Source organism: Prevotella heparinolytica (assembly GCF_002998535.1).
GTDB classification, from domain to species: Bacteria; Bacteroidota; Bacteroidia; order Bacteroidales; family Bacteroidaceae; genus Bacteroides; species Bacteroides heparinolyticus.
In genome coordinates this window covers 829367-850828 of sequence record NZ_CP027234.1, presented here as the reverse complement: position 1 = coordinate 850828, position 21462 = coordinate 829367, and the positions used below count along the sequence as shown (strand labels likewise).

At 42.6% G+C, this 21462-nt stretch carries 15 protein-coding genes, 1 tRNA gene and 1 pseudogene; 12 read left to right on the top strand and 5 right to left on the bottom strand.

The features are described from left to right. The first annotated feature begins 142 nt into the window (after positions 1-142). From uxaC to C3V43_RS03425, 9 genes and pseudogenes are all read left to right on the top strand, one after another. Positions 143-1549 (top strand): glucuronate isomerase, encoded by a 1407-nt coding sequence (gene uxaC / locus C3V43_RS03465; RefSeq protein WP_106068609.1) that lies wholly within the window; start codon positions 143-145, stop codon positions 1547-1549. A 370-nt stretch (positions 1550-1919) separates the two neighbouring features. After that, positions 1920-3302, top strand: a complete 1383-nt coding sequence (locus C3V43_RS03460) for a peptide MFS transporter (protein ID WP_106068608.1) — start codon at positions 1920-1922, stop codon at positions 3300-3302. 105 nt (positions 3303-3407) lie between these two features. Further along, positions 3408-4211 carry an MBL fold metallo-hydrolase gene (locus C3V43_RS03455; protein WP_106068607.1) on the top strand — a complete coding sequence of 268 codons (804 nt, stop codon included), beginning with the start codon at positions 3408-3410 and terminating at the stop codon, positions 4209-4211. 94 nt (positions 4212-4305) lie between these two features. Further along, positions 4306-4378 (top strand) — tRNA-Lys (locus tag C3V43_RS03450). Between the two features lie 110 nt (positions 4379-4488). Beyond that, a complete protein-coding gene (locus tag C3V43_RS03445) occupies positions 4489-5511 on the top strand; it encodes a sensor histidine kinase (protein ID WP_106068606.1) in 1023 nt (340 codons plus the stop codon). 7 nt (positions 5512-5518) lie between these two features. Then, complete coding sequence (locus C3V43_RS03440; RefSeq protein ID WP_106068605.1) at positions 5519-6274, top strand: LytR/AlgR family response regulator transcription factor; 756 nt, start codon at positions 5519-5521, stop codon at positions 6272-6274. A 32-nt stretch (positions 6275-6306) separates the two neighbouring features. Then, positions 6307-7854, top strand: a pseudogene (locus tag C3V43_RS03435) (4Fe-4S dicluster domain-containing protein). A gap of 20 nt (positions 7855-7874) precedes the next feature. After that, positions 7875-9272 carry an aldo/keto reductase gene (locus C3V43_RS03430; RefSeq protein WP_106068604.1) on the top strand — a complete coding sequence of 466 codons (1398 nt, stop codon included), beginning with the start codon at positions 7875-7877 and terminating at the stop codon, positions 9270-9272. A 1-nt stretch (position 9273) separates the two neighbouring features. Next, complete coding sequence (locus tag C3V43_RS03425; protein ID WP_106068603.1) at positions 9274-9699, top strand: DUF1893 domain-containing protein; 426 nt, start codon at positions 9274-9276, stop codon at positions 9697-9699. A 1548-nt stretch (positions 9700-11247) separates the two neighbouring features. Here the strand turns inward: C3V43_RS03425 and C3V43_RS03415 are convergent. Both C3V43_RS03415 and C3V43_RS03410 read right to left on the bottom strand, forming a co-directional pair. Then, the gene (locus C3V43_RS03415; RefSeq protein WP_235655882.1) at positions 11248-13896 is read right to left on the bottom strand and encodes a hybrid sensor histidine kinase/response regulator transcription factor; all 2649 of its coding nucleotides are present in this window, start codon (positions 13894-13896) and stop codon (positions 11248-11250) included. A 517-nt stretch (positions 13897-14413) separates the two neighbouring features. Next, entirely contained in the window at positions 14414-15583 is a 1170-nt protein-coding gene (locus C3V43_RS03410) for an IS4 family transposase (protein WP_106068085.1), read from the bottom strand. A gap of 161 nt (positions 15584-15744) precedes the next feature. Here C3V43_RS03410 and C3V43_RS03405 point away from each other — a divergent pair, with 161 nt between their 5' ends. The 3 genes from C3V43_RS03405 (at position 15745) to C3V43_RS03395 (ending at position 18822) form a co-directional block, all read left to right on the top strand. After that, complete coding sequence (locus C3V43_RS03405) at positions 15745-16179, top strand: DoxX family protein (protein ID WP_106068600.1); 435 nt, start codon at positions 15745-15747, stop codon at positions 16177-16179. A gap of 150 nt (positions 16180-16329) precedes the next feature. Further along, positions 16330-16884 carry a DUF3332 domain-containing protein gene (locus C3V43_RS03400; protein WP_106070445.1) on the top strand — a complete coding sequence of 185 codons (555 nt, stop codon included), beginning with the start codon at positions 16330-16332 and terminating at the stop codon, positions 16882-16884. Between the two features lie 273 nt (positions 16885-17157). Beyond that, entirely contained in the window at positions 17158-18822 is a 1665-nt protein-coding gene (locus tag C3V43_RS03395) for an IS1182 family transposase (RefSeq protein WP_106068183.1), read from the top strand. Positions 18823-19074: 252 nt separating this feature from the next. Here the strand turns inward: C3V43_RS03395 and galE are convergent, their stop codons facing one another. From galE to rsxE, 3 genes are all read right to left on the bottom strand, one after another. Further along, positions 19075-20109 carry a UDP-glucose 4-epimerase GalE gene (gene galE, locus C3V43_RS03390; RefSeq protein ID WP_106068599.1) on the bottom strand — a complete coding sequence of 345 codons (1035 nt, stop codon included), beginning with the start codon at positions 20107-20109 and terminating at the stop codon, positions 19075-19077. Positions 20110-20242: 133 nt separating this feature from the next. Then, positions 20243-20821, bottom strand: a complete 579-nt coding sequence (gene rsxA / locus C3V43_RS03385; RefSeq protein WP_106068598.1) for an electron transport complex subunit RsxA — start codon at positions 20819-20821, stop codon at positions 20243-20245. Between the two features lie 38 nt (positions 20822-20859). Beyond that, a complete protein-coding gene (gene rsxE, locus C3V43_RS03380) occupies positions 20860-21447 on the bottom strand; it encodes an electron transport complex subunit RsxE (protein ID WP_106068597.1) in 588 nt (195 codons plus the stop codon). Between the last annotated feature and the right edge of the window lie 15 nt (positions 21448-21462).

Genomic DNA, 21462 nt, shown 5'->3' with positions numbered 1-21462 from the left:
CTCCAAGTAAAAATTCTACTTTTGTGTTCGATAACGGTTAATAAAAATAAAAAGGGTAATCAGTCTTATATGCCTTACAATCAATGCTATATGCGTATTATGTCAGTCAAGTAATATTTTTAGATATTTAAAACACAGAAAGATGAAGAACTTTATGGATGAGAACTTCTTGTTGCAAACAGAAACTGCGCAGAAGTTATATCATGAGCATGCGGCTAAAATGCCGATTATCGACTATCACTGCCACTTGATTCCTCAAATGGTGGCAGATGACTATCAGTTTAAGTCCTTGACGGAAATCTGGTTGGGTGGAGACCATTATAAATGGCGTGCCATGCGTACCAATGGCGTAGATGAACGTTTCTGTACGGGCAAAGACACCACCGATTGGGAGAAATTCGAGAAATGGGCGGAAACCGTACCCTACACTTTCCGCAACCCGTTGTACCATTGGACTCATCTTGAACTGAAAACAGCTTTTGGCATTGACAAGATTCTGAATCCTAAAACCGCCCGTGAAATCTATGAGGAGTGCAACGAGAAACTGAAGCAGCCGGAATATTCGGCACGCGGCATGATGCGGCGTTATCATGTGGAAGTAGTTTGCACGACCGATGATCCGGTTGATTCTTTGGAGTATCACATCAAGACCCGCAAAAGCGGTTTTGAGATCAAGATGTTGCCTACTTGGCGTCCCGACAAGGCTATGGCAGTGGAAAGTCCTGCCGACTTTCGCGCTTACGTAGAAAAGCTGGCAGAGGTGAGCGGTGTTACCATTTCGGGTTTTGACGACATGATTGCCGCTTTGCGTAAGCGTCATGACTTCTTTGCCGAACAAGGTTGCAAATTGTCCGATCATGGCATCGAGGAGTTCTATGCCGAAGATTATACAGATGCGGAAATCAAAGCGATATTCAATAAAGTATATGGCGGTAAGATGCTGACCATAGAAGAGGCCTTGAAATTCAAGTCGGCCATGTTGGTAGTGTTTGGAGAGATGGATTGGGAAAAGGGCTGGACGCAACAGTTCCATTATGGAGCCATCCGCAACAACAACAGCAAGATGTTTAAATTGTTGGGGCCTGATACAGGCTTTGATTCCATCGGCGAATTTACTACGGCGAAGGCAATGGCTAAGTTCCTCGACCGTCTGAACTCGGAAGGAAAGCTTACAAAGACCATCCTCTACAACCTGAATCCATGCGCAAATGAGGTGATTGCTACTATGTTGGGTAACTTTCAGGATGGAACGGTTGCCGGTAAGATACAGTTCGGCTCCGGTTGGTGGTTCCTCGACCAAAAAGACGGTATGGAGAAACAGATGAACGCGCTTTCCGTGTTGGGATTACTGAGCCGTTTTGTGGGTATGCTGACCGATTCCCGCTCTTTCCTCTCCTATCCTCGTCATGAATACTTCCGTCGCACATTGTGCAACCTTGTGGGACGTGACGTGGAAAACGGTGAAATTCCCGCATCCGAAATGGAACGTGTAAATCAGATGATTGAAGATATCAGCTATCATAACGCTAAGAACTTCTTCCGATTCTGACAGTGGGCCAATCATAACCGCCGGGCAAAGCACCCGTAAGCCCACACCATATCGTTCCTGAAGTGTGGGATTACAGCTTCTGAAGTGTGGGCGGACGCTTGCTGAAGTGTGGGGTTACGGTTGTACAACTGCAAGCTTTCACTTGTACAAGCGCAAGCTCACACTTGTATAAGTGTAAAACACCTATTTTCAGTAAGTTACCAAACGCTTCCTTTTCCGGTAACTTTTGCATCCAAGCCCCGCTCCTCTTCTGATTAATAGCCTTGCCATAAATAATCAATCGGTAAGAATAAGAGGGATTTGCTTCTTTTATTCTAAAAATGTATTTTTGCGTTTATTTTTTTATCAACCCAACAAAATATACATTAGGATGATGCAATCACCTCAAGCCACCTCCAAAGGCTTCAGTAAAGCCTTTTGGGTAAGTACCACAGTCGAGCTTTTTGAACGTATGGCATATTATGCCGTATTTATTGTTCTCACCATTTATCTTTCCAGCATTTTAGGTTTCAATGATTTTGAAGCGAGTATGATTTCTGGTTTGTTTTCGGGCGGCCTCTATTTATTACCAATCTTTTCCGGAGCATATGCCGATAAAATAGGTTTCAGAAAATCGATGCTTATAGCTTTTTCGTTGCTTTCCGTAGGATATTTGGGACTGGGCTTGCTCCCTACTCTGCTGGAAGCTGCCGGATTGGTGGAATATGGTGAGGTGACTCGTTTCTCCGGATTACCGGAGAGTAACGACAAGTGGATGATTGTTCCCATTTTGTTTGTTATCATGGTAGGAGGCTCATTTATCAAATCCATCATATCAGGGTCGGTAGCCAAAGAAACAACAGAAGCTACCCGGGCACGGGGATATTCCATTTTCTATATGATGGTCAACATAGGAGCCTTCACCGGAAAAACCGTTGTCGACCCATTGCGGAATCTCATTGGCGAGCAAGCCTATATCTATATCAATTATTTCTCGGCTGCAATGACAATTCTGGCTTTATTGTCCGTCATCTTATTGTATAAATCGGCACATACGGCCGGCGAAGGAAAGAGTATGCGCGAAATAGGCCGGGGATTTATGCGCATCATCACTAACTGGCGTTTGCTGATTCTTATTCTTATCGTCACGGGCTTCTGGATGGTACAGCAGCAATTGTATGCCACCATGCCCAAATACGTGATTCGCATGGCAGGCGAAACCGCCAAGCCGGGATGGATAGCCAATGTGAATCCGTTTGTCGTGGTCTGCTGCGTAAGCTTCATCACCCGGCTGATGGCAAAACGTTCGGCCATCTTATCCATGAATATAGGCATGTTTCTGATTCCCATCTCGGCATTGCTGATGGCATGTGGCAATCTATTGGGTAATGAGGTGATCGGTGGCATGAGCAACATCACGCTGATGATGGTACTCGGCATCGTGGTGCAGGCTCTGGCAGAATGCTTCATCTCCCCCCGCTATCTCGAATATTTCTCTTTGCAAGCTCCTAAGGGAGAGGAGGGCATGTATCTCGGCTTCAGCCATCTCCACTCGTTCTTGTCATCCATTTTCGGATTCGGTATAGCCGGTGTGCTTCTGACAAAATACTGTCCCGACCCGGTTTTATTTGAAACACGCGAAGCGTGGGAGGCCGCCAGCACTAATGCGCATTATATCTGGTATTACTTTGCCGGCATCGGACTGGTTGCCGCGGTTGCACTGTCTGTTTTTGCCAAAACCACAGAATTCATTGACAAAAAGAAGAATGCATAAATTCCATATCGCATAGTTTTCGTATATTTGTTCCCTCAAAGCAAAGATGAGTTCAGAGCGACTTTTCTGAGATAACTCTCTATTTTTGCAATTAAGGAGATAAAAATGAAAATAAAATTCATAAGCCTTGCCAGCGGAAGTAGCGGCAACTGCTATTATATAGGAACAGAAAAATACGGAATACTCATTGATGCAGGTATTGCAGTACGAACCATTAAGAAAGGGCTGAAAGAAGCCGGCATCAGTATGGATATGGTACGTGCCGTATTCGTCACACACGACCATGCCGATCATATTAAGGCGGTAGGCGGATTGGGCGAAAAATTGAATATACCCATTTATACTACTGCACGGATTCATGAAGGCATCAACCGGAGCTATTGCATGACGGAAAAACTACATTCGTCTGCCCGTAACTTGGAGAAACAGCAACCCATGCAATTAGAAGATTTTACCATCGAGTCTTTCGAAGTGCCCCATGACGGCACGGACAATGTGGGCTATTGCATCCAAATAGACGGTAAGGTGTTTTCATTCCTCACCGACCTTGGCGAAATCACTCCTACTGCGGCGGAATATATTAAAAAGGCCAATTATCTCATACTGGAAGCCAATTATGATGATGAGATGTTGCGCATGGGCAGTTATCCTCCCTATCTAAAGGAGCGTATAACCAGCCGTACCGGACACATGAGCAACATAGCTACCGCCGAATTTATTTCGGAAAACATGACGGGACATTTGCAATACATTTGGCTTTGTCATTTGAGTAAGGACAATAATCATCCGGAATTGGCATACAAAACAGTGGAGTGGAAGTTAAAAGAAAAAGGAATTGTTGTAGGAAAAGACGTACATCTTTGTGCATTGAAACGTACAACACCTTCCGATTTGTATGAATTTGAGTAAAAACCACCCTCCTTTCGCAAAAACATAAACATTTGTTTGGCTAAATAAATTCAAAAGACTACTTTTGCACCCGCAAAATTAGAAAAAACAGAATGCACTCTTAGCTCAGTTGGTAGAGCAACTGACTCTTAATCAGTGGGTCCAGGGTTCGAATCCCTGAGGGTGTACAACGATTGAGTAAATTCGCTTTTATCCTCTTTTCTTTCGTTTTAATTCCCACCGAATCATAGCTTCCTCCTTTTTTTGTGTACATTTATGAAGAACTATCAGTTATTCCATGAATTCATTCGCAGCACACATTTCCCGGAGGATTTTACTTATCGGATTGATAGGGGCTATGCTCATTATCTATCCCAACGTAATATGTCTGCCATGGGAATTTTACTCTCCTGCTGCACAAAGTCATCGGATCGTTTTCAGCTTGTTTTTTATCTTCCGCTATCTTTATATCGCCGGTTTATTCACTTTATTACTTCGTTTCAATTTACGCAAGGCCACGTTATATCAACTCAAACGTAGGTTTTTCTACAATTTCATGATTGCAGTGGCAGCCTATGTCATTTTTGTTCCTATCTCGTTGAATTTTAAATTTTGTGGGGCACGCGATGCGATAGGAAGCATACTCATCTTTCAATTCTTTGTGGTTTGTTGTATATCCACTTTGTTGGGACATATCATTATGCTATACAAAACCCAGCAGGAAAAGGAAATAGAGATAGAACGCTTGCGCACGGAGAATCTGCAAAGCCGTTGTGACGCTTTGACTAATCAGATCAATCCTCACTTCTTTTTCAATTCACTCAGTGGAATCTCATCATTGATCCGTAAAAAGGACGATAAAAAAACACTGGAATATGTAGACCAGCTGTCGGACATGTTCCGGTATATTTTGCAGAGCGACCGTAAAGGAGTGGTCTCTCTTCGCGAAGAACTGGAATTTATTGAAGCCTTTCAATTTGTCGCCGAAGTACGTTTTGCCAATAAACTCGTTTTTTTAATCGACATAGATAATGCTGCGAAAGATTCCTTGACCTTGCCGGTCCTTTCCTTGCTCCCACTGGTAGATAATGTAATAGTACATAATAAAATAGATGCGGATCATAAAATGGAAATCTCCATATTTATGAATGAGTGCGACGAATTGATTGTTTCTAACCCGATACATCCCAAACTGTCCGTTCCATTGACAAACGGCACCGGTTTGAAAAACCTGGAAAACAGATTCCTATTGTTGGCCAATCGAAAAATCAGGGTTGAAATGACAGAGAAAAGGTTTACTGTTTATCTACCTCTAAAATGAAGTGGCAATGAAAGTATTGATTGTTGAGGATGAGACATCATCGTATGAAAATCTGAGGGAAATTCTGCGTGAAATAGATCCGGATATTGAAGTTGTGGGCAATACGGAAAGTGTGGTGCAGACCATCAATTGGTTAAAAACCGGAATTGCTCCCGATTTAATATTTATGGATATACATCTTTCCGATGATTCAGCCTTTGCCATATTTGATAAAATGGAGGTGGAAACTCCCATTATATTTACTACGGCTTATGACCAGTATGCCATTGAGGCCTTTAAAGTGAATAGTATAGATTATTTGCTGAAGCCTATCAAAGTCTGCGAAGTGAAACACGCCATTGATAAGTTCAAGAGACTAAGCCACACTGATGTTAGCCATTATTTATCGCAGTTGCTGCAACTTGCTCCCTCTTCAATGCATAAAAGCAAGATGCTGATACCTTATAAAGATAAATTGATTCCGATAGGTTTCAGCGATATTGCATTCTTTTATACTGCCGATAAGAATTCTTTTATATATTTGAAAAACGGTACTCATTATCCTTATTCCAAAACATTGGATCAAATAATGACAACACTTGATTCCAATAACTTTTTTCGTGCCAACAAGCAATTTATAATCAGACGAGACAATGTGGTCAATATAACAATCTGGTTTGATAATCGCTTGCTTGTCACTCTTGATACAGAAGTGCCTGAACGAATTTATATCAGTAAAAATAAAGCAGCAGAATTTAAGACATGGCTCACCGCCGGTTATTGATACCCTTGTAGAAACCCTAAAATCAAAATATCATGTTACGGAAGATTAGACTAACTCTTGCATTGATTTTCTTTGCACTTATCACCTTATTGTTCCTCGACTTTACAGGGACATTGCACGGGTGGTTCGGATGGCTGGCCAAAATTCAGTTCCTCCCCGCCGTATTGGCGTTAAACGTGGGAGTGATACTGTTGCTCGTTATCCTCACATTGGTATGCGGACGTATTTATTGCTCCGTCATTTGTCCTTAGGGTGTCCTTCAGGACGTCATGGCATGGCTGGGACGAAGAATCCCGAAACGCAGAAAACTCCCCTACTCTTACTCGCCCGCCTTGTCATGGTTGCGCTACGGTGTACTGGGAGTGTTTGTAATTGCATTGATTGCCGGTGTTGGCTCGTTCGTTGCCTTACTTGCACCTTACAGTTCGTATGGACGCATAGCCAATAACCTGTTCCAACCGATATGGCAATGGGCTAATAACGGATTAGCTTACTTGGCCGAGCGTGCAGACAGCTATGCCTTTTATGAAACAGAGGTCTGGATAAAGAGTTTGCCTACATTGCTCATTGCCGTTGCAACTTTCGTTTTACTCATCATTTTGGCCGTGCGCAACGGGAGAACCTATTGTAATACAATCTGTCCTGTGGGCACCGTCTTGGGATTTATTTCACGATATTCTCTTTTTCGTATCACGATAGATCCGGAGAAATGTAACAAGTGTAGTCTATGTTCCCGTCGTTGCAAGGCTGCATGCATTGATTTTAAATCATATCGCATAGACAACAGCCGTTGCGTGACGTGTATGGATTGCATCGGAACATGCAATCACGGTGCTATCTCTTATAAGTATCACCCCATAGGCAGCTATCATGCAGCCGGGAGTCAAAAAGGAGAAAGCATTGTAACGGCAGCTTCTTCTGCCACGAATATATCTTCAGATAATAATATGGATAATACTCGTCGCAGCTTCTTCACGGCTACAGCTTTGGTTGCCGCCACCTCTCTCGTAAAAGCTCAGGAGAAGAAAGTTGATGGCGGACTGGCTACAATTGAAGATAAAGCAATTCCCCATCGCAATACGCCCATCACTCCTCCGGGGGCGTTGAGTGCACATAATATGGCGCAGCATTGTACGGCCTGCCAACTCTGCGTATCAGTCTGTCCCAATCAAGTTCTTCGTCCTTCTACTGACTTGATGAAGTTGATGCAGCCGGAGATGTCGTATGAACGTGGTTATTGTAGGCCGGAGTGCGTGAAGTGCTCTGAAGTTTGTCCGGCAGGGGCTATATTACCCATTAGCAGGGTTGATAAATCGTCTGTTCAGATAGGCCATGCCGTATGGGTGAAGAGAAACTGCATCCCGCTGACGGATGGTGTGGAGTGTGGCAATTGTGCCCGTCATTGCCCCGTGGGAGCTATACAAATGGTGCCGAATGTGGCGGAAGACAGAAATTCCACGAAAATACCGGCGATTAATGTCGAGCGCTGTATTGGTTGTGGCGCATGCGAGAATCTTTGTCCGGCCCGTCCGTTCACAGCCATCTATGTGGAAGGGCATGAAAGACATCGGATTGTATAATCTTTAGAACTTTTATCGTTATGGAAGAACAGAACAAAAATATGAATCGTCGTGATTTCCTGAAAATCGTAGGTATTACGACCGTTAGCTCTACCGCCGCTCTCTATGGTTGCAAATCTGAAGAAGGAAGTAATAAAAGCAACAAAGTATTGGGACCCATCCCTACGGATAAAATGACCTACCGAAGCTTCTCGGGCTTGGGAGATGACAAAGTTTCCATCTTGGGATATGGATGCATGCGTTGGCCCACCGTTCCGGCTTCGGACGGTAAGGGTGATATGATAGATCAGGATGCTGTTAATGAACTGGTGGATTATGCCATTGCCCATGGTGTGAATTATTTTGATACATCTCCGGTATATGTACAGGGATGGAGCGAAAAGTCTACGGGAATTGCATTGAAACGTCATCCGCGGGAGTCTTTCTATATAGCAACCAAACTCTCCAATTTTCATCCCGACACTTGGAGCCGCGAGAACTCTATTGCCATGTATCGCAAGTCGTTCAAAGAATTGCAGGTGGATTATATTGACTATTACTTGCTGCACATGATTGGCGGTGGTGGAATGGAACAATTCAAAAAACGCTATATTGACAACGGCATGATTGATTTTCTTGTCAAAGAGCGTGAAGCAGGACGCATCCGTCGTTTGGGGTGGTCGTTTCATGGAGATATCAAGGCGTATGACTATGCTTTGCAAATGCACGACCGTGGAGAGGTGCATTGGGATTTTGTGCAAATCCAGTTGAATTATATAGACTGGAAACATGCTTCGGGCAGCAATTTCAAGGCCGAATACCTTTATAACGAATTGGCTAAACGCAATATCCCGGCTGTCGTAATGGAACCTCTATTGGGAGGACGGCTTTCCAAAGTGCCCGATCACATTGTGGCACGGCTGAAGCAACGCGAACCGGACAACAGTGTGGCTTCTTGGGCGTTCCGTTATGCCGGTTCGCCTGAAGATGTGCTTACGGTGTTGAGCGGGATGACCTATATGGAGCATCTGCAAGATAATATACGCACCTACTCGCCATTGGTGTCGCTGACTGACGAAGAAACCCAATTTCTGTATGATACGGCAGACTTGATGATGGAATATCCAACCATAACCTGCAATGACTGCAAGTATTGTATGCCTTGTCCGTATGGCATCGACATTCCGGCAGTACTGCTTCATTATAACAAATGCGTCAACGAAGGAAATATACCCGAAAGCAGTCAGGACGAAAACTATCGGCAAGCACGCCGGGCATTTCTTGTGGGCTACGACCGTAGTGTACCCAAACTGAGGCAGGCCAACCATTGCATTGGTTGCAATCAGTGCACCCCTCATTGTCCGCAAACAATTGACATTCCCAAGGAGTTACATCGCATAGACAGGTTTGTAGAACATTTGAAACAAGAAACGCTGTAAGATGGAATGCACCATCGACATGCTTCATAAAGGAGGATACTCTTGTGTGATGAGAAATGATAAGGAAATTCGCACCTTTACCCGACGAGGGGTGATGGATTTATACGATTTGTATCAGGCAGACCCTGCATTTATGCGTGGGGCTGCCATTGCCGACAAGATAATAGGAAAAGGGGCGGCTGCTCTGATAGTATTGGGAGGAATCAAAAAAGTTTATGCCGATGTCATCAGTAGCCCGGCATTGGGGCTGTTGCGCAAAGCAGATATAGATGTGGCTTTTGCAGAAGAAGTGCCGCATATTATAAACCGAATGGGTACAGGGCAATGTCCTTTGGAGGCTGCTTGCAGCGGGTTAAAATCTGCAGAAGAGATGTTTCCTGTGATACGAAGCTTTATATCCGGAATTCGCTCTATTCCTAATACCTAAAATATAATCTCTCCTCCAGAGCCATTGCTCAAAGTTGAGAAATGTTACTGAAGGAGAGAACCCAACACCAGTTTTCATTAAAAATCTGATTTCACAATCAGGAGTATCTTGAAGTCTTATGACTGTTTACTCTTCAGAATAAAGATATGCTTTTCTTACGCGAAGAAAAAGCTGTTTTTTTGATTGAGAGCCTGTTTAATAGTTTCTTCTATTTAATCGGAGTTTCTTTATATTTCATCAAGAGAGAGTGCCGGACAATATTAAACAGGCTCCATTCAATCAATACCTTTGAGAACATTTGAATTGAAGAATCTACCACTGATGTTGCCGCAGCGGCAGACCTTCATTCACAGAGCTTATGCCCTTATCGAGAGAATTAGAATAAAAGAACTCTCTGTTAACGTTATACCGAATGTCTAGTCTAGCTCACCAAGTTATATTTCAATTTCACTTTCTACTTCCCTTACGAAAAAATAAAGAGGGAGATGGAGCCTTAGTATATAACTCAAACAAAACAAAACGTTATAAGGACATCTCCCTCAAGAAAAAATGTTCACCTTCACAGGCTTCCTAAAAAGCAAGATGTGCTATACATCATTGCGAATATCTAATACCTAAAATTATAGTTCGCTTTTTTATTTAATAGAGGTTCTTTTTAGCTTTCGCCTATAACCTATCTTATTGTTGAGAACGATTCCTGAAGAATATTTTCCAAAACTGTCGTAGGCATAGGCGCAACCTCCTGCTCCACTTTCTTCTCATATTCTTATGTTCAAGTTCCTCCGCTGCTTTTTCAACCCGTACTATACGCTCATCACATGCATCGTCTTCATCACATGAAATGCGCTCGTCAATTATATCTACCACTTGTTCGTATGTCAGTAATGGTTTTTTCTTTTTATCCATATTCTGAATAACGGTTGAGTAAAACATCGGTTTTTCTGTTGGCAAAGGTAGCCTATAGCCCCTATCAATGTTTGCATCTGATACGCAATAATTGGTATCTACTGCGCATTTTTCATTGAAAGCATTTGACTAATATGCGCAATAATACAAGATAATCGTTTGATTTACAGACGTTGTTTTAAACAAAAATAAAAATACAATAAAAGTACCATCTATCATTTTTAGATTGCAATAATCAAGATGTCGTATGATTGCTGTCAACTAAAACTATTCTTGGATAATCCGCTTCATTCTATTTTATGCTTTCCATACAGAGTGTTTTTAACGTGCTTTCAAGCAGCCCGCAAGACCATGACATTCATAAATCACACATTGGCACTATGACCTCTTCGTGTTGACCGGGGTTTTGTTCGTTCGCAGCCTGCGGATATACGTTCGCACGGCGCGAACAGAGATTTGTTCAGGCTTCGAACAAGTTTACTGTTTGCCACAAACGGTTTTATTCTATGAATCCGGCAGATTTATCCTATAAGTACAATACACAACTCAATGATTACTGTTCACTCAAACTGCTTGATTTAGTATGCACAGTATTTATGAACAGGCATTGCGGATGCATTCATGAGAAAGGAAAATGGACTTTTATCCTCGACTGAGATATTCTTTGTTACTTTTGCGATACTGCGAAGGTGTCATTTGGAATGTCTGCTTGAATATACGTGAAAAGTAAGATATTTCCGGAAATCCACATTTCAAGGCAATGTCCCCTATCGGTGTTTCGGTGGAGGCCAATAGACGTTTCGATTTGTCCAACCGCATTTGAAGGACATACCCCGAAGTACTGAAACCTGTGATGATCTTTACCTTACGGTTTAGTTGTGAAAGACTCATACACATACGGTCTGCCACGATGTCCGAACTCAAATCGTGATTACTTAGCATGGAGTAGATCACATCATTCAAGCGCATTAAAAAGTTCTTGTCGTTAAGGCTTAGTTCTACAGCTTGTTTCTCGCATTCGTTTGTTGCGCGTGAATACTTTTCGCGCAGCATGCGGCGTTGTTCCAGCAGATGCTGAACATGAATGTGCAGTTCGTCGGGGTTGAAAGGCTTTTGCAAATAAGCGTCCGCTCCGGCATCAAGCCCTTCGATACGGTCGCTGTCATTATTTTTGGCAGTAACGATAATGATGGGAATATGGTTTAGCAGTTCCGATTTGCGCACTTCCCGGCATAATTCATAACCGTCTTTTTGGGGCATCATTAGGTCTGTAATTATCAAGTCGGGAATAAACTCATTTGCCTTTTCCAACCCTTCTTCGCCGTCGCGGGCATACAGCAGGCGATATTTCTCCTTTAGCAACCTTCCAATGTAGTAAGAGATATCTTCATTATCTTCCACTATCAGGACAAGCGGCGATTCCGAAGTTTCGGATGTGGCCTGTATATCAGAAAAATTGTTTGTATCAAAACACTCTGCCATACAACCTTTTTCTTCTGACAGTTCTTCTGTAGTCCATGCTTTCCAAGCTGTGCTTCCATGCCTCAAAGGCAGAGAAACTGTAAATGTAGTCCCTTTTCCAGGCATACTTTCCACGTTGATATCGCCGCCCATACTTTCTACTATCTGCCGTACCAATGGAAGACCTATTCCGGTACTAAGGCCTTCTTTGCTGTTCACTCCTTGGTAGAAAGGGTTGAATATATTAGGAATATCTTCTTTGCTGATTCCCATACCGGAATCTGTAACACATAGCATAAGCCGTTCTTCCTTTTGCTTCATAGTTACAAGAATGCTTCCTCCTTTGGGAGTGTACTTGAAGGCATTAGAAAGCAGGTTACGAGTTATTTTACAAAAATATTCGGGAACGAAATCCATCATAATCACGGTTTCGGCAGGAATAAAACGCAACTCTATCTGTTTTTGTCGCGAATAAGCACGATAGTTCTCCATAACCATACGCATATATGCTACCGAATCACCATTGCGCCATTCCGGAGTGCCTAATTCTGATTTTATTTTAGAGATATCCAATAATTGGTTCACCAGTTCAAGCAGGCTTTTGCCTTGACGTACAATGGTGGCCAACCCCTGCTTTTGCTCTTCCTGTGTCAGCTTTCCCTTCTGTAATTGTTCCGATAGCCCCAATATCACCGTCAATGGTGTGCGAAACTCGTGGGTAATATTAGTAAAAAAACTGTTACGTACGTTTTCCATGTGCCGCATAACCCGTTGGCTACGCGATTTCATGCGAAAAGCATACCACAAAAAGCCAAGTGCCACCAGCATAATGAACAAGATAAAGAACGTGCTATTCAAAATAATGTTTTTTGTGCGCTGTTCCATTCGATAGTTTTCACGAACCGACAATAATTCCCTGTTATTCTTCTCTCGTTCATAATCAATACGCAAATTCTGTATATGATTTTGGTTCTTGGCATTTTTTATACTATCAGCATAAGTCCTATTCAGGATATAGCTGTCTAGGGCACGACGGCAATCTCCCGTTTCTTCATGATAAAGATAATTCAACAGATACACTTCGGACAAATGTTCCCAGGAATTCATTTCTTTTGCTGCTTTCTTAGCACGTTCTAAGTAAGACCGTGCGTCCGGCAGATTCTTTTTCGACAGATTTACTCGCGCCAATGCCAAACAAGCTTCCAGCCAATGATAGAGGTCACTTTTATCCACCATCAGATTGTAAGCATTGCGATATTCACGCAAAGCGTCGTCCCAACGCTTCTCTTTCTCATACAAGCGTCCGAAATGATTGTGGCAAAGAGAAATCCCCACAATGGATTTGGCCATGCGGTTATGCTCCATTGAATGCTGATAATAAACCAATGCGGAGTCCAGCATCCCTTTCTGCTCAAAAATATACCCCAGATTGGCATAATTCATGGCCAGTCCGAGATTACTATTCAGCTTTTTTTCTTCCATCAATGCTACCCGGAAAATGCTGTCTGCCGTATCTCGATTATCTAATGTCAGGTGTATATTCCCAATGCCACTCAATGTGATAACCCTATTCTTTCTGGCTTGAACACTGCTTTTGTCTTTAAATTGTTCACATAGCAGCAACGCGTGATAATGATAAGTGGATGCTTCGTCCAGAATACCTAAACGGCGAAAGTTTGTACCAATATTATTCAAAGCTCGCACAATTGCAAATGTATCCTTAAGATGCATTGCTATTTGCAATCCTTTGCGATGGCATTCGATGGCTTCATTGAAACGTGCATGCTCGCGATAGCGCACACCTTGTACCTCTAAACTATCTATATCCAAATGTTCCTGAGTAATAAGCCTGCTTTTATCAGTATCCCAGCACGAAAGTAACAATAAACCTGTTATAGCTAGAATTGCTAGTTTATATATAGTCTTTTTCCTCATAACACAATCGGATATGAAATCAAAAGTGATTATTATAAGAGAACGTTGCAAATATACATTTTTTTCAATAAATTACACTTCCTATAGCTGTTTATTTATATTTACTTTCTGCTAACTACAATGAAACAGACATATTCTTCCGTGACAAGGTTCATTCATGAATCCTCCTCACGGATGCTGCTGCTAAGAATGTGCACTATGTATTCTGTATTTGGACCGAACATAATAATTCAAATGTACGACATTAACAGGAGAATCTATACCTTGTGGTTACAAAGCGAAAGACAAATAAGTCAAGGAAAGAGCAATTGCTGAAAACAAAAGAATACCGATTCGATTCATCTTTCATTTATTGAAACAGGAATAAACTTTTCAGAATTATTTTTTGTTACACTCTCTCACTGCTGGGCACTTAATCCCATCTGATTTTCAATTGTTTATAATTTAGTTCTTTGACATTTTTGTAATCGCAATCGGTAAGTATCTCTCTTACAGACGTTTTATCCAGTAGAGAAAAGCTCAAAATTTGTAGAATTTCGTAGATTGGACGGTTAACTTTCAATCTGTAAGCGACAATGGCAACCAGACAGTATGTTATGATGGCACAGTACACTTGTATCTTGACTGCATTCATCGTGGTGCCCCAAAAAGATTTTACTTTCAGGTGTTGCTTTATCCATTTGAAAAATAGTTCCACCTGCCAACGGTTCTTGTATAGCAAAGCAATTTCCTCTGCTGATAGTTCCATGTTGTTGGTGATGAACACAAATTCTCTGTCCAGTTCTTCATCGTAGTATTTAACCCGCCGGAGTTTGTCCGGATATGCTTTGAGCGATTTATACGTTTCAAGCATTCCAATCTGATCACATTTTATTCCGGTTGTTTTATCGACTTCACGGGAATACATTCTACGGAATCTCATATTATCTTTTGCACGTGTAACGAAGTAAGCACCACTGGTGTGAAGCTTATGCAAACGGGTGAAGTCAACATATCCTTTATCCATGATATAGAAACTTCCCTTTTCATAACTCAACTCATCCAGCATGTTTACGTCATGTACTTTAGCATTGGTTACCAGTACGATTGTCGGTATGGAAGTCTTTACATCATACAAGGTATGAAGTTTGATGCCTCCTTTGTGTTTCTTAAATTCCGCCCACCAAAAAACATTCAGACAAAGGTCTATGGTGGAGGAATCAAAGGCATAAACATTACCGTCAACTTTCACCTCGAAGTCATTTTTGTTGTAGCTATTACGGGCTTCCGCAATCAGGGTATAAGCAAATTCTTCGTAGATACGATAATCTCTATTCCGGTTTGCTTTCCCCAGATTGGTACGGCTAACTGTTGGACCGAATCCCAAGTGATAATACTTGTTCTTGTGTGCCTCAAGGCTGAGCATAAGGTCACGCATACTGTCTCGGGCGGTCAGTTGTCCGAAGATCATGCACAGCATCTGATTCCAACAGGTGAATGTTCTGATTTTCTTATTCCCGGAATACTTCTCTACCAAACGGTCAAAGACACGACGGGGAAGAAAATCTGTAAGTTGAGCGAAGATATATTTGCCTTGATTCATTGTTTTGAGCTTTTGGACAAAGCTAAAACAACTTTTCAATTCAAATCGTCACGCTACAAAAAGATACATAACTATGCGATTATCAAAGATTTCAAAGAACGATGTTTAATTTAAAGTGCCCACTAGTGACACTCTCTATATAAACCAAAAAAGAGAAAATTATGTTTAGACAATTATTATTTCCTACTCAACCGGATGGAAAAATCGTATCTGTTATACTGCTAATGGCAAGAATAGTGTTTGGTATATTAATGATGACTCATGGTATCCGGAAATGGACAGATTTTCAAGAGTTATCCGCAGTTTTTCCCGATCCCTTAAGGGTAGGCTCTTCCCTTTCTTTAAGTTTAGCCATTTTTGGAGAATTGGCATGTTCCATTGCTTTTATTTTAGGTTTCTTATACCGTTTGTCAATGATCCCCATGATATTCACAATGATAGTCGCTTTCTTCATCATTCATGCTAACGACCCTTTTGCCGCCAAAGAACTTGCTTTTATCTATTTGGCAGTATTTATCCTGATGTATATTGTGGGTTCGGGGAAGTATGCAATAGACAGTTGGCTTGAGAAGTTTATATATCAAAAAAAGAGATAAATAGTTGTTATTTATTTTTAATAAACAGTTTTTTTTCAAGAGTTATATACTTTTTATTTGAAAAAGTATATATTTGCAGGTAATTAACAATGGCTCTCTCAAAGAGCTATCCATAATAAAATATCATTAAACTTTAAAAAAAGAATGATTATGAAAAAGCTTAATTTCAAGATGGCTGCCACTGTAATGGTTTGTGGTGCTTTCCTTTTGAGTTCCTGCATTGGCTCTTTTGCTTTGCATGGTAAATTGGTAAATTGGAATCAAAATGTCAGCAACAAGTTTGTGAACGAATTGATTTTCCTTGCATTCAACATTGTTCCGGTATATGGTGTATGTTATGTAGCCGATGCTTTGGTTATCAACTCCATCGAATTCTGGAGTGGTAACAATCCTATAGCCAGTGTAGGTGATGTAAAAAAAGTAAAAGGTGAAAACGGCAATTACTTAGTACAAACTCTTGAGAATGGTTACTCTATCACAAAAGAAGGTGAAAGTACTTCTATGGAGTTGATATACAACAAAGAATTAAATACTTGGAATATTGTGACCGAAGGTGTCAGCACCGAACTTTTGCAGATGAACAATGACGGTACTGCACAGATCACTCTCCCTAACGGTGAAGAAATGACGGTTACATTGGATGCTAATGGTGTGGCAGCAGCTCATCAGGCAACAATGATCAACACTTATTATGCAGCAAGATAATTCCCGATAGGAAAGAGAGTAAGAATAAAAACTCTCATTTTTTTAAGTACAGATTGCACAGAAAACGCATGCTTCTATATAATTTTAAGCATGTCAATTCTGTGAGATCTGTATTTTTTATAGCCATACTTACAGAGCCTATTTCTCATATAAAAAATGAGGGTGTGTCAAAATAGACACATCCTCTTTTTTTGCACAAAGCCCCGACTTTCTCAAGCCAGGGCTTTGCTATTTCCTAAAGTTTTTGTAACTTTAGGCATACAAAATTACGTTATGTCAAAGTTACACTTTCGCCCTTACACTTGCAACCAAACGGTGCTTTTTCCACAACGGCTTGATGAAAATATTGCGGAGAACGACCCTGTCCGCATGGTCAACGCCATTGTTGACGGTCTTAATTTGGATAATTTCCGCAAGCTCTACAAGGAAAGCGGTCGTAGTCCATACCACCCGAAGATGATGCTCAAGGTTATCCTCTATGCCTATATGAATAATATCTATTCTTGCCGCAAGATAGAGCAATTGCTCCTGCGTGACATACACTTCATTTGGCTTGCAGGATATGAGAAACCTGATTTTATTACTATCAACCGATTCCGTAATCGTGTCAAGGACGAACTCAACAATGTATTTACCCGGTTGGTTCTTCTGCTCGCGGAGCGTGGCTTTGTAACGCTCGATGTGGAATATATCGATGGTACGAAGATAGAGTCAAAAGCCAACAAATACACTTTTGTATGGCGCAGGACAATAGAAAAGAATCGCACTAAACTGATAGAGAAGATACGCATCCTCCTGCAGCAGGTCGATGATACCATTGCGCAAGAGAAATCCTCGGAGAAAGAGCATGTGGAGTTCACGCCCGCAACATTGAGCGAACTGTCTGCCGAACTTAGAGAAGCCCTTGCCACGCCCCCTGCCGCTACCACCAAAGAAGAGAAAGCACAGTGCAAGAAAAAGGAGAAACAGATAAAGGAACTGGATAAGTACCGTGAGAAACTGCAGGAGTATGACAGCCGTCTTGAACAGATTGGCAGTCGCAATTCCATGTCCAAGACAGACCCTGACGCCACGTTCATGCACATGAAAGAGGATGCCATGAACAACGGGCAGACCAAGCCCGGCTATAATCTCCAGATAGCGACGGAGAACCAGTTCATCACCGACTTTGCCCTGTTTCCCAATCCCACCGACACGCTCACGTTTATCCCCTTTATGGATTCTTTCTTCCGGCGCTATCACCGTCATCCTTCCACCGCCGTTGCCGACTCGGGGTACGGCTCGGAGGAGAACTACCGTTTCATGGAGGATGCCGGCGTGGAGGCATACGTCAAGTACAACCGTTTCCACATGGAACAGCGTCCACATTATACACCGGCCCCGTTCCATCAGGACAGCCTGTACTATAATAAGGAGGAGGATTATTACGTCTGTCCCATGGGGCAGCACATGGAGCGCGTCGGGACAACCCGTGGAAAGACCGCAGGCGGATACCTCACCGAAAGCGCACGCTACCGGGCGCAGAACTGCAAAGGATGCCCGCTCAGATGCAGATGCTACGGGGCAAGGACGGACAGACGCATCATGGAGGTCAACCACAGGCTGAACGAATACAAGGGAAAGGCACGGGAAAGGCTCACTTCCCGGGAAGGCATCAGGCACAGGGGACGGCGGTGCATTGAACCTGAAGCCGTCTTCGGACAGATGAAGTTCGATATGGCATACCGACGCTTCCGGCACTTTGGAAAAGACAAGGTTTTGATGGACTTTGCCTTCTTCGCCATGGCCTTCAACATCAAGAAAATGTGCGCAAAGATGCTCAAGGGGGGGATATCGGGGCTGTCAGACGCATTTACAGCCTTGATTTGTGTCCTGATACGCCTTTTCCGGCCCAATGGAGGCCGTCATGGAAGAAAAACAGAGTTGATTGCGGCATAAGGGAAATCGAGCAGGGAAGACGCGAAAAAACAAAAAAAGAGGATGTGTCTATTTTGACACACCCTCACTCACAACACAAACACAAAATAAAACACGACAAAACTACTATGCAATCGCACCTGTCTATGTCGGGGAGACATACGTACTACCTTATGGATATTCACATATACATCGATAGCTTCAGGCGGATTGTCTCTTTATAAACAAATGTAGAGAACATTTGTTCATAGTCAGTTTAAACTATATATACATTTATTGTATTCCTCTTTCACGAAGCTTTAACTGCCACTTCCATGCGGAAAGCAATGTATCTTCGATTCCGGTTTCCGCTTTCCATCCCAATTCATTGTTGGCCAATTCCGGATTTGCCCATACCTTCTCTATATCACCGGCACGACGACCCACAATTTGATAGTTCAACTTCACTCCGGTAGCTTTTTCAAAAGCGTTTATCAATTCCAAAACTGAAAGTCCACGTCCCGTACCGATATTAAACACTTCTACTTTTTCTTTCTGTTTGTTCTCCAATATGCGGCGGATGGCCACTACGTGCGCCTTTGCCAAATCTACCACATTGATGAAGTCGCGGATGCAAGAACCATCGGGAGTATTGTAATCATCACCAAATACACTCAATTTCTCGCGAATGCCGATGGCCGTCTGGGTTAGATATGGTATCAGGTTCTGCGGCACACCGTTAGGTAACTCACCCAATAATGCAGTGGGGTGTGCACCAATCGGATTGAAGTAACGCAACAAGACAGCCTTGACAGGAGCGCCCGAAGCAACTGTGTCACGAACAATTTCTTCGTTTATCTGCTTCGTGTTGCCATAAGGAGACTCTGCTTTCTTGATAGGTGCTTTTTCCGTTACCGGAAGTTCGTCCGGCTGGCCATAGACCGTACAAGATGAGGAGAACACGATACCTTCTACTCCATATTTCGGCATTAATTCCAGCAGGTTTATCAATGACACCAAGTTATTGCGATAATACATCAACGGCTTTTGAACAGATTCGCCCACAGCCTTGCTGGCTGCGAAATGAATGATGGCCTTGATTCCTTTGTGCTTTGCAAACAAAGCATCGAGACCTTCAAAGTTCAGACAGTCCAGTTTCTCGAACACAGGACGTATGCCGGACACTTTTTCTATATTATCTACGACGTCTGCGGAAGAGTTCGACAGGTTATCGATGATAACCACTTCGTAACCGGCGCTCTGAAGCTCTACCACAGTATGTGAACCGATGTATCCGGTTCCTCCCGTAACTAATATCTTTTCTTTCATATTCAAATTAAGCGATTTAGCCTTTAGAGTTATGAATTACGATGCAAATGTACGAAAATATTTTAATATAAAAGATAGAAGAGGAGATAAAATTTTGTTTATCTCCTCTTCTATCTTTTATAGTTTCTGTTTCTCAGATTTTTACGACCCCAGAGAAACCCATGAATGCCATTGCCAGCAGACCGGCAGTTATCAGGGCTATGGGAGTGCCTCGCATGCCTTTGGGGATATCCACCAAGCTCATCTGCTCGCGCAAGCCGGCAAACAGGGTCAACGCCAACCCAAAGCCGAGCGCGGTAGAGAAAGCATAAACCACACCCGTAAGCAGGTCATAGTCTTTCTGGATAACGAGGATAGCCACACCGAGAATACAACAGTTGGTGGTTATCAACGGGAGGAATACACCCAATGCCTGATACAATGATGGAGAAACTTTCTTCAGAATGATTTCCACCATCTGTACCAAAGCGGCAATCACCAGAATGAAAGTAATTGTCTGCAAATATCCCAATCCGAAGGCATCGAGTACATACTTCTGAATAAGAAATGTGACAATAGTAGCAATGGTTAGCACAAATGCCACTGCCGCCGACATGCCCAATGCCGTCTCTACTTTCTTGGAAACGCCCAGAAACGGGCAGATTCCCAAAAATTGCGACAATACGATGTTGTTTACAAAGATTGCCGAGATAAATATCAATATATATTCCATAATTCTAATTGTTTATTTCGTTCTTTCAATCCTTCACTTTAATTGCTCTTCTTCAGGCTGTTAATCAAGGCTATCAGATATCCCAGAGCAATAAATGCACCCGGGGCAAGGACAAAAACCAACATACCGTATTCTTCGGGCAGAATGGAGAAGTTGAAAATTTTTCCGGTACCGAGGAATTCGCGAACGGCTCCCAGCAACGTCAGTGCAAGCGTAAAACCAAGTCCCATACCCAAACCATCGAACATGGATGCCACAGGACCGTTCTTCGCTGCAAAAGCTTCGGCACGCCCCAGCACAATGCAGTTCACCACAATCAGCGGAATGAAAAGCCCCAGTGTGGCATACAGTGCCGGCACATAGGCCTGCATCACCATTTGAAGCAATGTCACGAAAGAGGCGATTACCACAATGAAAGAAGGGATACGCACCATGTCGGGAATCAGATTCTTGATGGCAGAAATCACTATATTGGAACAAATCAGTACGAACATGGTGGCAAGTCCCATGCCCATACCATTGATGGCCGAGGAGGTAGTACCAAGTGTAGGACACATGCCCAACAGGAGCACAAATGTGGGATTTTCTTTCACAATCCCGTTCATCATCACTTTAAAATTATTCATATCTCTACTCCTTTC

Excerpts from the sequence above, each read along its gene's own strand:
- uxaC (WP_106068609.1), top strand. The coding sequence starts at position 143 with ATGAAGAACTTTATGGATGAGAACTTCTTGTTGCAAACAGAAACTGCG.
- C3V43_RS03460 (WP_106068608.1), top strand. The coding sequence starts at position 1,920 with ATGATGCAATCACCTCAAGCCACCTCCAAAGGCTTCAGTAAAGCCTTT.
- C3V43_RS03455 (WP_106068607.1), top strand. The coding sequence starts at position 3,408 with ATGAAAATAAAATTCATAAGCCTTGCCAGCGGAAGTAGCGGCAACTGC.
- C3V43_RS03445 (WP_106068606.1), top strand. The coding sequence starts at position 4,489 with ATGAATTCATTCGCAGCACACATTTCCCGGAGGATTTTACTTATCGGA.
- C3V43_RS03440 (WP_106068605.1), top strand. The coding sequence starts at position 5,519 with ATGAAAGTATTGATTGTTGAGGATGAGACATCATCGTATGAAAATCTG.
- C3V43_RS03430 (WP_106068604.1), top strand. The coding sequence starts at position 7,875 with ATGGAAGAACAGAACAAAAATATGAATCGTCGTGATTTCCTGAAAATC.
- C3V43_RS03425 (WP_106068603.1), top strand. The coding sequence starts at position 9,274 with ATGGAATGCACCATCGACATGCTTCATAAAGGAGGATACTCTTGTGTG.
- C3V43_RS03410 (WP_106068085.1), bottom strand. The coding sequence starts at position 15,583 with ATGAATCAAGGCAAATATATCTTCGCTCAACTTACAGATTTTCTTCCC.
- C3V43_RS03405 (WP_106068600.1), top strand. The coding sequence starts at position 15,745 with ATGTTTAGACAATTATTATTTCCTACTCAACCGGATGGAAAAATCGTA.
- C3V43_RS03400 (WP_106070445.1), top strand. The coding sequence starts at position 16,330 with ATGAAAAAGCTTAATTTCAAGATGGCTGCCACTGTAATGGTTTGTGGT.
- C3V43_RS03395 (WP_106068183.1), top strand. The coding sequence starts at position 17,158 with ATGTCAAAGTTACACTTTCGCCCTTACACTTGCAACCAAACGGTGCTT.
- galE (WP_106068599.1), bottom strand. The coding sequence starts at position 20,109 with ATGAAAGAAAAGATATTAGTTACGGGAGGAACCGGATACATCGGTTCA.
- rsxA (WP_106068598.1), bottom strand. The coding sequence starts at position 20,821 with ATGGAATATATATTGATATTTATCTCGGCAATCTTTGTAAACAACATC.
- rsxE (WP_106068597.1), bottom strand. The coding sequence starts at position 21,447 with ATGAATAATTTTAAAGTGATGATGAACGGGATTGTGAAAGAAAATCCC.